This is a genomic window from Chitinophaga agri, from assembly GCF_010093065.1.
GTDB classification, from domain to species: domain Bacteria; phylum Bacteroidota; class Bacteroidia; order Chitinophagales; family Chitinophagaceae; genus Chitinophaga; species Chitinophaga agri.
In genome coordinates this window covers 19,980-33,266 of record NZ_CP048113.1, presented here as the reverse complement: position 1 = coordinate 33,266, position 13,287 = coordinate 19,980, and the positions used below count along the sequence as shown (strand labels likewise).

Annotated in this window: 13 protein-coding genes and 1 pseudogene; 2 read left to right on the top strand and 12 right to left on the bottom strand. The window is 43.9% G+C overall.

All coding sequences use genetic code 11. The features are described from left to right. Nucleotides 1-236: 236 nt before the first annotated feature. A complete protein-coding gene (locus GWR21_RS00155; protein ID WP_162329761.1) occupies nucleotides 237-416 on the bottom strand; it encodes a transposase in 180 nt (59 codons plus the stop codon). A 199-nt stretch (nucleotides 417-615) separates the two neighbouring features. Then, nucleotides 616-747 (bottom strand): annotated as a pseudogene (locus GWR21_RS31795) (hypothetical protein); the annotation flags it as partial. Between the two features lie 107 nt (nucleotides 748-854). On the opposite strand from GWR21_RS31795, the gene GWR21_RS00145 reads away from it, so the two are divergent. Beyond that, the gene (locus GWR21_RS00145) at nucleotides 855-1,055 is read left to right on the top strand and encodes a hypothetical protein (protein ID WP_202929024.1); all 201 of its coding nucleotides are present in this window, start codon (nucleotides 855-857) and stop codon (nucleotides 1,053-1,055) included. Nucleotides 1,056-1,248: 193 nt separating this feature from the next. Here the strand turns inward: GWR21_RS00145 and GWR21_RS00140 are convergent, their stop codons facing one another. The 7 genes from GWR21_RS00140 to GWR21_RS00110 form a co-directional block, all read right to left on the bottom strand. Beyond that, nucleotides 1,249-1,683, bottom strand: a complete 435-nt coding sequence (locus tag GWR21_RS00140; protein ID WP_162329759.1) for an SMI1/KNR4 family protein — start codon at nucleotides 1,681-1,683, stop codon at nucleotides 1,249-1,251. A gap of 15 nt (nucleotides 1,684-1,698) precedes the next feature. Beyond that, entirely contained in the window at nucleotides 1,699-2,694 is a 996-nt protein-coding gene (locus GWR21_RS00135) for a deaminase domain-containing protein (RefSeq protein ID WP_162329758.1), read from the bottom strand. A 1,132-nt stretch (nucleotides 2,695-3,826) separates the two neighbouring features. Next, nucleotides 3,827-4,003 (bottom strand): integrase, encoded by a 177-nt coding sequence (locus GWR21_RS00130; RefSeq protein WP_162329757.1) that lies wholly within the window; start codon nucleotides 4,001-4,003, stop codon nucleotides 3,827-3,829. Nucleotides 4,004-4,175: 172 nt separating this feature from the next. Continuing rightward, the gene (locus GWR21_RS00125; protein ID WP_162329756.1) at nucleotides 4,176-4,688 is read right to left on the bottom strand and encodes a tyrosine-type recombinase/integrase; all 513 of its coding nucleotides are present in this window, start codon (nucleotides 4,686-4,688) and stop codon (nucleotides 4,176-4,178) included. Continuing rightward, the gene (locus GWR21_RS00120; protein WP_162329754.1) at nucleotides 4,685-5,542 is read right to left on the bottom strand and encodes a tyrosine-type recombinase/integrase; all 858 of its coding nucleotides are present in this window, start codon (nucleotides 5,540-5,542) and stop codon (nucleotides 4,685-4,687) included. The genes GWR21_RS00125 and GWR21_RS00120 overlap by 4 nt, the downstream gene beginning before the upstream one ends. 74 nt (nucleotides 5,543-5,616) lie before the next feature. After that, nucleotides 5,617-8,304: a CHC2 zinc finger domain-containing protein gene (locus tag GWR21_RS00115; RefSeq protein ID WP_162329753.1), complete on the bottom strand. Its 2,688-nt coding sequence runs from the start codon at nucleotides 8,302-8,304 to the stop codon at nucleotides 5,617-5,619. Beyond that, nucleotides 8,285-8,497 (bottom strand): SymE family type I addiction module toxin, encoded by a 213-nt coding sequence (locus GWR21_RS00110; RefSeq protein WP_162329752.1) that lies wholly within the window; start codon nucleotides 8,495-8,497, stop codon nucleotides 8,285-8,287. Before GWR21_RS00110 ends, GWR21_RS00115 begins: the two co-directional genes overlap by 20 nt. A 154-nt stretch (nucleotides 8,498-8,651) precedes the next feature. Between GWR21_RS00110 and GWR21_RS00105 the strand changes: the two genes are divergently transcribed. Beyond that, entirely contained in the window at nucleotides 8,652-9,014 is a 363-nt protein-coding gene (locus GWR21_RS00105) for a helix-turn-helix domain-containing protein (RefSeq protein ID WP_162329751.1), read from the top strand. Between the two features lie 413 nt (nucleotides 9,015-9,427). On the opposite strand, the gene GWR21_RS00100 is transcribed toward GWR21_RS00105, so the two are convergent. The 3 genes from GWR21_RS00100 to GWR21_RS00090 all read right to left on the bottom strand — a co-directional run bounded on the left by GWR21_RS00100 (nucleotide 9,428) and on the right by GWR21_RS00090 (nucleotide 13,255). After that, nucleotides 9,428-10,405, bottom strand: coding sequence for an RHS repeat-associated core domain-containing protein (locus GWR21_RS00100; RefSeq protein WP_162329750.1), 978 nt, complete (start codon nucleotides 10,403-10,405; stop codon nucleotides 9,428-9,430). A 1,132-nt stretch (nucleotides 10,406-11,537) separates the two neighbouring features. After that, nucleotides 11,538-12,401, bottom strand: coding sequence for a tyrosine-type recombinase/integrase (locus GWR21_RS00095; protein WP_162329755.1), 864 nt, complete (start codon nucleotides 12,399-12,401; stop codon nucleotides 11,538-11,540). Next, nucleotides 12,398-13,255 carry a tyrosine-type recombinase/integrase gene (locus GWR21_RS00090; protein ID WP_162329754.1) on the bottom strand — a complete coding sequence of 286 codons (858 nt, stop codon included), beginning with the start codon at nucleotides 13,253-13,255 and terminating at the stop codon, nucleotides 12,398-12,400. Before GWR21_RS00090 ends, GWR21_RS00095 begins: the two co-directional genes overlap by 4 nt. Nucleotides 13,256-13,287: the final 32 nt, after the last annotated feature.

Genomic DNA, 13,287 nt, shown 5'->3' with positions numbered 1-13,287 from the left:
TTCGCTTGTCTCCGATACAGGAATATAATACAATCCACTCCCGTGCAGCTTTAAAAGCTCACATTGACGGCGAATACTAAGGTATTGATGATTGGGTTCAAGCATGGAACGACTCCTGGATAATGACCTAGTTACAATTTTTTTTTCAGGAAGTCATTCTCAACTTTAAGCTGACCTATCTGGGCATACAATTTCTCCAGTTGATCAGCTTGTTGTTCCTGCTGTTTGTTTCCAGATTACGAATCAAACGCGCTGGCTAGTTTGCCTGCCGCCTCGCGTTTCCATGTATTGATTTGCGTAGGATGCAAATCATACTTCTTAGCTAGTTCTTCAACTGTGCTACGCTCTTTTAAGGCTTCCATGACTACCTTCGCCTTGAAGTCTCCAGTGAATTTTCTTCTGCTTTGCTTTGTCATTCTTTTGGCAATTTAAGATGTTTTTTACAATCTTAATTACCGGTCCAAATTTCGGGTACCGTTATAATTCGCTTTATTTGCAATTGTCCTTAATGTCGGCATTCCGACCTTCGAACCTTTTAAATTGACAATAAATCACATTCTCGACCATCTGGATCAATAAACAAATTAGGATTGTTGGAAACGAAGTTATAGGGCGTTACCCTATGTATTTGGATTCCAAAGGATCAACTGACATCCACTTCCCTATCCTAGGATCATAAATTCTAGCTCCAAAGTCTAACTGATTCCCTTCACCCTTCACCTCATTATCGTTCTCCTTCCCATTAAACCCATAACGGCACTCTGAAAATCTTTATCCTCAATTATAGGTATACACATCATAATAAACATTTAAATAAATGTGCGCCTATACCAAGGTCAAAGCCGACTATTGATGTGGTAAAAAAACTGGCTGAAGTACTGGATACTACGGTGGGGTATCTGTTAGGGGAATCAGAAGACAGGGAACTCTTAAAAGACCCGTCTATGCTCAGACGGTTAAATGATATTGCGAAGTTTCCTGAACCGGATAAAATGTGCATCCTCTATGCTCTCGATGCCATGATCAACAATGTAAAGCTAAAGGCTATTCACTAAGTTAGGGGTCTACTGAAGGCCCCTAACTTACACTTAAATGTATCAATATAATTATTAGTCAATTTTTCTTCTTACTTTCCGATGGATCAATTATTGATCCTAAACAATGACTCAACTAAAAGCCTTCCTTGGTTATGGGTCAGCTCAATCTTATATTAAAAGAAACTAATTATTCCTAGCTACAATTCCAGTTCTATTTAAGTCCTGACATTTCAAGTTGAACGGTTAAAAAATCTGTAAACGACTCTTCCTTTTTCACAAAGTTGTCGAAGTTTTTGCCCTCATAATAGAAGTATACGGGAGGATCATCACCGTCATTTAGAAAAAAAAAGGCAAACTGATATCCTTGATGAGACCAAAAAACAAACGTCTCATCTGGTAAAATTCTATTCCTTTCTTGTAATATATCAATGAAATCCTCTCTTAAATAAAGAATTTCACTATAAAATGCAGATGACCCCCTCATGAACTTATCACCATCTCTTCCCATCGCATAAAGAAAATCTTTATATTTCGATGGTAAAGTAATATTGAAAAAATTCTCAATCTTTTTAACATCAGAACTTTTACAACCTCGTAGTTTACAATTTTTCTGTAAAAGAAACTGCTGCAATTCGCCTATATCCATACAAAAAACATTTTATTATTTTTTACCTATACCATTCACTACACTAACTTGAACATTTGGATACATCTCTTTAAATTGTTCAACAACGCCAGAACATGATTCACAAAAAGCTCGCTCGGATGTTAGAGTTAATGATCCCCGAATACTTCTATCCGGATGACCATTAACAAAATTCTCTAAAACCTTCACCTCGGAATCAAGCATCCTTTCGTACCCTTTTGCTTCTATAGTTTTAAAAACCCGCGATTTAGGTATAGGTGCTATACCTTGAACTTCTTCGGGACCACTTACACCTATTTGGTTAATCTTTATACCTTCGATTTCTCCTTCAAGTAGTGCTATATTTCTGGTGGTCTTTATCCCAAAAATATTCCTTACAAAATCTATTTTGCTTGCAGCCTCGCGTATTTCAATTGCTCTACCAAAATTATTAAAAGCTAACTCAGCTACTTTTGTCGACGAATTAGCAACGGTAGAAGCTACATTTTTTGTGATGATAGGCAATTTACCTGCTAAGTAAATCGATGTTCCGAACTCTAATGCTTGGGGGGAAGTTAAAGTCCCTAATGGATTATTCCAAAGTTGAGTTCCTAACGATTTAACTCCATTTCCTACGTCTTGGAAATCTTTCTTCAAATCTTGACCATAGGTTCCTCCACGGATCGATTGATATGTAAATACAGCAGAGTTCCAAAAATCGGGAACTATATTAATAACATTAATAGCTCCATTGTCAATTGCCGAAATATAGTCATACCATTCACCGGTATATTCAAAATTTGGGAACCTCTTCACATATTCTAAACCATCCAAGTCAACTCCATCTATTACTCTGTTACTTGCAAACTGGTATGGCGTCAACCCTGGGTATTTCGGCGTCAACGGATCCACACTTAAGAACTTCCCAATCCTCGGATCATAGATTCTAAACCCATAATCCTGCTGGTTCCCTTCACCCTTCACCTCATTATCATTCTCCTTCCCATTAAACCCATAACGATACTCCCCCAACTCCGCTTCCTATCACACCTGCAACATCCCTAAAGGATTTTTCAACTCAAAGAACTCCGCCCAAGATATGTTTTTTTCTTTCATCTGTTCTTTCCTCATTTCTTTCAATTGAAAAAAAAAAATATAATAACGCGCGCGGCTGTAGGATTGTGGGTGTGTTACTGACGGCAAGGCTTATCCTGCTGATTATGAAGGTCATAATGCACAGCCTTTGTACTATGGCTGACGCACATCCACTATCCTGCAGACGAAGCAAGATAGCACTACAGATGACCAGGGTACAACCGCTCACGTTCGCTGCGCCTTGGTCTTCGCTCTGCCATCAAGGTACTATCCCATGGTAGCTATAATCTCACGCTTAATAGCGATCCCCCGCCACCACCGCCATGCCGCCAGGGCCGCTGGGGCGGGAGTGCGCAGCGCAGCAAGCACGGAGCCACAGCTGGCCGCGCCTAGTCCGCTTTATTAGCCCAGAGCGCAGCGGAGGGCAAGACAAAAAGATAAGGCCCTGGCGGCTAAGGCAGGTGGCGGACGGACTATAGGTAGCGAAGGGATGGCCGTAGCATGGCCCCTGTGCGCATGCCGCCAGACCGGGAGCTACCCGAACGTAGGACGACGGGGCGCAAAAACTGTGACGGGCTGCCTAAAGGATCCCCTTCATTCGGCAGCCGTCGCAGCCTGGCGCAGGTTTTTGTTCGCACCAAGGACGGAGAGAGACCGCTTTTCCTAACTCCCTATAATATGGATGATGTAAACCCTCGTGGATGGCTCTTTAATGGTCGGTACCAGGTATCACGGTCCCGTTGGGACTCGAACCCTACTTATTAAACTCAATATTGGCAAGGGGTGGCATTCTGTAAAAGCAGCTTACTCCCGATTTACACACCTTTATTTAATCACCTGGTGCTTAGAAGGCAGTCCGTTTTTACTATACTCCTTGTTCGTCGCTAAGCCGTCGCTTGTTCGTCGCTTGTTGCTCCAACCTATAAGCCGAACTCCTGGGTCGGGTGAGGTGCCTATAACTAGATTCTTAACCCCACCTATTTATCAATGAGTTGTAAATAAAGTGTATCATTTTTGTGTCGTAGCTACCAGGTGCTTTTATAGACACTTATTAAGTGTGCTAACCTGGTCATCTTATCGGATGGTATAACTCTATCGCTGACTGTAACCGGTACACATCATCCTGGCGGTATCTTTCTGTACTCGACGGATATTTATGGCCTGCGAACTGCTGTACTACCCCTATATCACAACCCTGGATAAACAGGTTCGCGATCACACTCTGGCGGATACGCTGTGCACTCACTTCCCTCCCCGATAAAGACCCTTATAACTCCGTTTTACATGTTTACTGATATCTGATGCCACCATCCCCTTACCACGCTGACCGATTAGCAATATTTCGCTTTCTAAGCCCCCTAATAACCCCGGACGCACTGCTGACAGATAAATACCCAGCCATCCTATTTGATCCGGTTTTAGGGTAATTCCCGCCTATTGGTAACAGCTGTACGTTTAATGTATACTACCCCTTTCTCCAGTAAGACATCTGTTACAACTAATCCTGCCAGCTCACTTACCGTCAACCCCTGATAGATCAGTAAACTCATTAATACCTTATTGCGTAAGGATAAGAGAGGATACCGTTCTTTACGCTCCAGCAACACTTCCAGCTCTCTACTACTAAACAGGTCCTGCAGCTGGATGTCCCTGCTACGCCTGTCACGTAAGCGGATGTTGCGACCAGGATGGTCCAGCCGTTCACCCGTATAACACAGGTAATCATAATACACTTTGATACTGCTGACGATGCGATTTAAGGTGTGGCTATTTCGATAGCGATGGCGTAATACTCCTATATGCCCCATCAGGTCGGAGTAGGTCGCCTGAGAGGCACTTGGATAAGAAGATAAAAATAGATTGATGTCCCGTTCGTAAGAGGCAGAGGTGCCTACCGTATAATGTTGTTGTAAGTATTGTAATAAGGTCATAACCCTACCAGTTGATGTGCCCCCACCTTGGCATACACCTGTGTCGCTTCCAGGTGACGGTGACCTAAAAAGTCCCGTACATATTCCAGTGACATCCCACCTTGTAACAAGTGCGTCGCTATACTATGTCGAAGATAGTGAGGAGTGATTCCCTCCCATAACCTTGCTCGGCTAACTACCTTTTTCAGTAGACGGCTGTAGCTCTCCCCACTCATGCGGCCTCCTACTCTATTCAGCATAAAAGCGCTCTTGTCTTCTCCTTTAGCCTTACGGTATTCATCCAGGTAAATACTTAACTCTCCCGCTACCCGACCCGTCAACGGGATCACACGACGGCTCGCACCTTTCCCTGAACGAACATATAACAACCGGTGGCGTACCTGGACATCCCGTACATTTAACTTCTCTGCCTCACTACGACGCAACCCACAACTATAAAACAGGTGTAACATCACGCGCTCACGATGACTGTCTGCAGCACTGAACAACTCTTCCACTACTGCTATATGCAACGCCTCTCGGTTATTACGTTCGCCCTTGCCTAATCGTAACCCGCTCATTGGATTATACGCTAATCCGCCACTATGTTCCTGCCAACTAAAAAACACCCGTAACGCATACACATAATGCCTGATCATCATCCCGCTCAATGCACCCCCGCCCTTTCGTTTTGATGGACGTATATGCAACCACTCGTAAAATACACCTATGATCGAAGGAGTGATTTCTAACAGACTTTTAAAACTGCCATGTGATAAAAACTCTCTCACACAAGCGGGCAGCATCCGCTGCGTCCCAATACCATAGCCACTTTGCTGTAAGTAATCCCTAAACGCTATTACATATCTCTCCATCTGTACCACTATGAACTTTTGCTGTTTTACCCCCCTTGAGCATTTTTTCAAAACACCGAACGCCAGGCCATTTTTCACCCTCTTTCAGCCACCACAGACAACTCTGGCGTTCGGTCTGGCGTTCGCTGGTGTTCGGTCACTAGCATCGATAACTGATTATCAAGATGGGTCTTTATTCGGGTAAGTAAACCATTATAGTTATCCCAATGCGCTATACGGTATTTATAGCCACGGTTCGCATGACCATACTGACGTACGTAACATAACTCCACTAGTTTATTTATATAGTGATGCTGTTGGGTCTTCCCTACTCCTGTCGCTTCGCGCACTTCAAAACGACTAAACTCATAGTCCTTACCATGCTGAGCGATAAAAGCCTTTAACTGCTCAAAAAACTGACGAAGACTCCCATCTAACTCATCTACCTTTAATACAATACTATCGAACATAATACTGATCGCTGACGCTACATCGCTTAACTCAGCTACCAGACGACCTTTACTATCTCGTCTACGCTGGTACTGGTGTAACAAGGTTACCATCTTCACAAAGTTTAAGAACAGGTCATGTAGACGACGGATCTTATGTGCATCTGATGGCAACTGTAACCGACTTGCATAAGGATTCACTACCTCTAGTACATCTAAACTACGTACCAGGTTACGGATAAATTCTTTACTCTCCTGTTCCCTACTTATATCTATTTCTCCTGATGCTTTACTGTTCTGGTAGTTAATGATCCTACGGGTTTGATCGCTGCTCTCATCTACCGATATCAGGAACACACGGCTCATATTATCCTCATACAGCTCTCCACGCGTTGTACACGCCAGACTCGCTATAGGGCCACGCACCGTCTTCTGACCACTCGTGATCTGACCATTATCCAGCTTGATACTCGTTGCACTGTTCAGCTCCCCATTACTCTGCAGCTCACGGAACGCAAACTCCGCTTCTTCACTGAGTCCGTCGATATCCTCTAAGCATAACAAACGATTTATAAAGTAACGCTCCGGATAGTTGTATAACACCTTATCACTCACTCTGGTCAGACGGGTCACCTTCTCTGGTGGCATACAGTCCGATACTTGTTTTAATAACCGCGTCTTACCACTGCCGCTACTACCCTGGATCAGCGCATGTAAAGGTGCAGCCATCTTATAACTTAGCGCTACCAACAGTAAAAACAATCGGTTCTGTTCTTCTCCTACTATACCGGTCTGACCTAATAACTCATTCAGCGCCGCCAGTAACCCTTCCTGACGTAAAAACCGTACTGCTTCACTCCGCTCTGTTTCACTCATCTTATATGGGCCACTTTCCTCTCCTGCAACACTGTCCTCCTGAGCTGTCTCCCGGTAACTGTCCAACAGGTCCGTCAACCGGTAAAGGTCCTCCGCTAATACATCCTTACGTAAACCCAGCTTCTCACTTACCTCCCTACTCAAACGGTCAACCTGCTTATCTTCATACAGGTCTACCTTATTACGGCTCTTCTGACCACTCTCCTTATGCTCGATCACCAGCGTCACCTTCATACTGTCCAGCTGTTTACCCAGTCCTCCCTGTACGTAATAATGCCCTCCTTCTCCCTCATACATTAACTTATAAGGATTACGACTATCTAATATCCCTCCTTCTTTTCCTACAGCTATACCTGGTGCTGCGGCTGATGACATTGTTTTTTCAGTTGATCCCTCAGTTGAAAAAAATAAGGCAGTTCTTCCCCGTAATAGCTCCGTAAACACTTCTCCCGTATGACTAACACCCATACTATTAATGTCTTCTCCTGCGGGTAGCACGATACTGCTCATTTGTACATAAGGCAAACGTTCCTTTAATAAGGTATAGTATTTCGCTACTGCCTTACTTCCTGCCTCATCTCCATCAAAAGCAAAGATGATCTCCTGCAGCTGGCTTAAGCCCACAATCGCTGCTTCATGTTCTGCTGTCAGACCATTCGTACCATAACACGCCAGGATTCCATAAGACCGTCCAATCTCACTATGCTGTGACAACGTCGCTGCATCTATCACTGATTCTGTCAGGATCAACCTGGTAACATCTGCTTTAGGATAACCAGGATAAAGACCATGACGGTCTTTAAGGTAATAATGGCGCTGGTCGCTGTCATTCACCGTACTGCGGAAGTACATCCCACTGATCTCCCCTGCCTTATCTCGTAACGCAAACACAATACAATACTTCCCAAAAGGTCTATACTGCTGGCTCCCTTCACGCATTTTACCACTCCATGGAGTTAATAACCCAACTGTTATACAGGAGCTGATTAATCCCTCATCCTTACGGTTTCCATGATGGAACTGACCCGTATTATAGCCGATCTCCAAACGCGTCATATCCAGCCCACGGCTTTGAAGATACACCTGACCTGGTTTGCTGTTATGGATCGCATTCTTAAAATAGGTAAACATATACTGTAGGATGCCCGAACGGTTCACAGGCAAAGCTGGTGACGCTGTTACATTAGCCCCTAGCAGGTCCTTGCATTTTAAGATCGCTTCATGCTTACTGATCCCTTCCTTGTGCATCACAAAGTCTATCACATCCATGGATTTCCCATGCGTCTTACAGTTACTGCTAAAACAATAACATGTATGCGTCTTGTAATACACCTGCAGGCTGGGCGTCTTGTCCTCATGGAACGGGCAATGTAATCGCAGGTGCTTGTCTGGTTTTAAACCATAATGCACCAGCACCTGCGATAACGTTAACTGTTGCTTAATTTCCCCTATCTCCATTCCCAATAGCTTTTTTAATCACCAGTTTTCCTTTACTTACCGTGATCTCTATCGGATCGCCCACCTTAAAACCTGCATCCTCTAACCATAAACCCCGAACATTCAACCAGGGTACATTACGTCCCCTATTCCAATGATTGGCTAATGTCTGATACTGACCATGCAGTTTGCCTTGTCTTATTGTCTTTGCCATGTGGAAAAGTTTTTATTACTACACTTATGTAGCAAAGTAAACTCTTTTGCAGTAAATCAACAAACTTATACTTAACACTATAATCCAATAAAGCATCAAAAACACACAAATAATGATACATATCAGCTATTTTTACCAATACAAACAGACATCTATGTCTCAAAACAACAATTTAGGCAAGCGTATCCTTGATCTGCGTAAAGCGAAGGGATGGTCACAAACAGAACTGGCGGACAAAGTAGGGATATCTTATGCCCAGATAGGACGCTATGAGACTAAGGGAGCACAGCCCCCTGCAGAAGTAATAAAGAATATTGCAGAAGTACTCGATACTTCTGTAGATTTTCTGCTTAATGGTAGCTCTTCTGACAAGGCTAACGCTACATTACAGGACGCTGAAGTAATCAGATATTTTAAAGATATAGAAACACTGCCTGCTGAAGACAAAGCAGCATTGTTACGGGTTATTTCTGCTTTTATCAGGGATGTTAAAACTAAACAAGCCTATACACACTGAAATATCAAATAGGCAGAAAATAAATGAGAGCATGATTATATTATCACGCTCTCATTTAGAGACATTTGTAGGAACGAAACACCTAACAAGCGATAACGAAGCTGCAAAAAATCGCTGTCATTTCAAATTGATAAAATGGAGGTTAAATAATAAAATAAACCTCCTAAAAAAACATACAATAGCCTTTTAATAAGCAATTTTCGCTTAACATTGATCCTCTGCCCCATGCAAAAGCTAATTAGCACACCAAACAAAGGGAATAGGTTGAAAAAAATAAACGTCAAACATATTAATTGAATAAAATTTATTACAACATTCCTCTCTTCGATGCTAATTATCCCTCCATGATAGACAACCATCCAAAATATTATAAACCAAATAACAAGGAGTAAATTCTCTGGTAATTTCATCTATCAATTTTTAAATAAGTCTGGTACTTTAAGAACAAATCTTATACCTCCATTACCCTCAATTTTTACTCCGTTAGGCATCTCCTTATTTAGAGTTGGTAATGCAAACGTTTCGGCGGCAGCACGTGCTCCAATTGTTGTTTTGCTGAAATGAGTTTGAAAGTCTGCTTGCAATTTCCCTTCACCAATAGGAACCGGGACATCAAAAACAGGTACTACTAATGTACTTTTCGCAAACGTGTAAAGAACTCTCGCTCCAGGATCGTAATCGCCTCCTATGCTTTTACGATTGAACGGCATGACTCTAACATCTACATTACGATATTTGACATTTGCATAAGACTGTTCGGCAGTAACCAAAGACGCCCCCCATTCAAATTTCCCATTTTTAAATGCCAGCTTGCCTTGCCCCCCACCAAAAGGAATAACCATTTTAGCGTCTATAGCCTCTTTAAAAAAATTTTCATCTCCAATTTTTATATTGTATTTCCTAAGCAAGCTCAGTTCTGTCTTTGCAAGAACACCAACGTAAATTTCCGCGCTTTCTATGGGATTAACGTCAGATAAGAAATCTCCAACACGTTGGAAAAAACTACCAAAATATCGACTATCACTATGAGTCTTAAATTTCGCTATCATTTCACCGTCACGGGCTTCCACTTTCAACTCATTAAAAACATAATCCTTCTGCTTTTCTCTATAAAATACTTCTCCTACATCTCTCCCACCGTCGATAGCTCTTTGGCGCATTTTTTCCGCTCTTTCCTTCGTCGAATACAGCCCATCTGGATCTATGTAAGAAATAGGATTATTATCTAAACATGAATACACGCTTTGAAAATGTAAATCCACTGGATCCACGTTCCATCTTCTTCCTATCCTGGGATCATATTCCCAAAATTGGGCTGTATAGGAGTTTCCCTCCCCATTTATCTCACTACTCTTCTCTTGCCCATTGAACCCATAACGATACTCCCCCAACTCCGCTTCCTATCACACCTGCAACATCCCTAAAGGATTTTTCAACTCAAAGAACTCCGCCCAAGATATGTTTTTTTCTTTCATCTGTTCTTTCCTCATTTCTTTCAATTGAAAAAAAAAAATATAATAACGCGCGCGGCTGTAGGATTGTGGGTGTGTTACTGACGGCAAGGCTTATCCTGCTGATTATGAAGGTCATAATGCACAGCCTTTGTACTATGGCTGACGCACATCCACTATCCTGCAGACGAAGCAAGATAGCACTACAGATGACCAGGGTACAACCGCTCACGTTCGCTGCGCCTTGGTCTTCGCTCTGCCATCAAGGTACTATCCCATGGTAGCTATAATCTCACGCTTAATAGCGATCCCCCGCCACCACCGCCATGCCGCCAGGGCCGCTGGGGCGGGAGTGCGCAGCGCAGCAAGCACGGAGCCACAGCTGGCCGCGCCTAGTCCGCTTTATTAGCCCAGAGCGCAGCGGAGGGCAAGACAAAAAGATAAGGCCCTGGCGGCTAAGGCAGGTGGCGGACGGACTATAGGTAGCGAAGGGATGGCCGTAGCATGGCCCCTGTGCGCATGCCGCCAGACCGGGAGCTACCCGAACGTAGGACGACGGGGCGCAAAAACTGTGACGGGCTGCCTAAAGGATCCCCTTCATTCGGCAGCCGTCGCAGCCTGGCGCAGGTTTTTGTTCGCACCAAGGACGGAGAGAGACCGCTTTTCCTAACTCCCTATAATATGGATGATGTAAACCCTCGTGGATGGCTCTTTAATGGTCGGTACCAGGTATCACGGTCCCGTTGGGACTCGAACCCTACTTATTAAACTCAATATTGGCAAGGGGTGGCATTCTGTAAAAGCAGCTTACTCCCGATTTACACACCTTTATTTAATCACCTGGTGCTTAGAAGGCAGTCCGTTTTTACTATACTCCTTGTTCGTCGCTAAGCCGTCGCTTGTTCGTCGCTTGTTGCTCCAACCTATAAGCCGAACTCCTGGGTCGGGTGAGGTGCCTATAACTAGATTCTTAACCCCACCTATTTATCAATGAGTTGTAAATAAAGTGTATCATTTTTGTGTCGTAGCTACCAGGTGCTTTTATAGACACTTATTAAGTGTGCTAACCTGGTCATCTTATCGGATGGTATAACTCTATCGCTGACTGTAACCGGTACACATCATCCTGGCGGTATCTTTCTGTACTCGACGGATATTTATGGCCTGCGAACTGCTGTACTACCCCTATATCACAACCCTGGATAAACAGGTTCGCGATCACACTCTGGCGGATACGCTGTGCACTCACTTCCCTCCCCCGATAAAGACCCTTATAACTCCGTTTTACATGTTTACTGATATCTGATGCCACCATCCCCTTACCACGCTGACCGATTAGCAATATTTCGCTTTCTAAGCCCCCTAATAACCCCGGACGCACTGCTGACAGATAAATACCCAGCCATCCTATTTGATCCGGTTTTAGGGGTAATTCCCGCCTATTGGTAACAGCTGTACGTTTAATGTATACTACCCCTTTCTCCAGTAAGACATCTGTTACAACTAATCCTGCCAGCTCACTTACCGTCAACCCCTGATAGATCAGTAAACTCATTAATACCTTATTGCGTAAGGATAAGAGAGGATACCGTTCTTTACGCTCCAGCAACACTTCCAGCTCTCTACTACTAAACAGGTCCTGCAGCTGGATGTCCCTGCTACGCCTGTCACGTAAGCGGATGTTGCGACCAGGATGGTCCAGCCGTTCACCCGTATAACACAGGTAATCATAATACACTTTGATACTGCTGACGATGCGATTTAAGGTGTGGCTATTTCGATAGCGATGGCGTAATACTCCTATATGCCCCATCAGGTCGGAGTAGGTCGCCTGAGAGGCACTTGGATAAGAAGATAAAAATAGATTGATGTCCCGTTCGTAAGAGGCAGAGGTGCCTACCGTATAATGTTGTTGTAAGTATTGTAATAAGGTCATAACCCTACCAGTTGATGTGCCCCCACCTTGGCATACACCTGTGTCGCTTCCAGGTGACGGTGACCTAAAAAGTCCCGTACATATTCCAGTGACATCCCACCTTGTAACAAGTGCGTCGCTATACTATGTCGAAGATAGTGAGGAGTGATTCCCTCCCATAACCTTGCTCGGCTAACTACCTTTTTCAGTAGACGGCTGTAGCTCTCCCCACTCATGCGGCCTCCTACTCTATTCAGCATAAAAGCGCTCTTGTCTTCTCCTTTAGCCTTACGGTATTCATCCAGGTAAATACTTAACTCTCCCGCTACCCGACCCGTCAACGGGATCACACGACGGCTCGCACCTTTCCCTGAACGAACATATAACAACCGGTGGCGTACCTGGACATCCCGTACATTTAACTTCTCTGCCTCACTACGACGCAACCCACAACTATAAAACAGGTGTAACATCACGCGCTCACGATGACTGTCTGCAGCACTGAACAACTCTTCCACTACTGCTATATGCAACGCCTCTCGGTTATTACGTTCGCCCTTGCCTAATCGTAACCCGCTCATTGGATTATACGCTAATCCGCCACTATGTTCCTGCCAACTAAAAAACACCCGTAACGCATACACATAATGCCTGATCATCATCCCGCTCAATGCACCCCCGCCCTTTCGTTTTGATGGACGTATATGCAACCACTCGTAAAATACACCTATGATCGAAGGAGTGATTTCTAACAGACTTTTAAAACTGCCATGTGATAAAAACTCTCTCACACAAGCGGGCAGCATCCGCTGCGTCCCAATACCATAGCCACTTTGCTGTAAGTAATCCCTAAACGCTATTACATATCTCTCCATCTGTACCACTATGAACTTTTGCTGTTTTACCC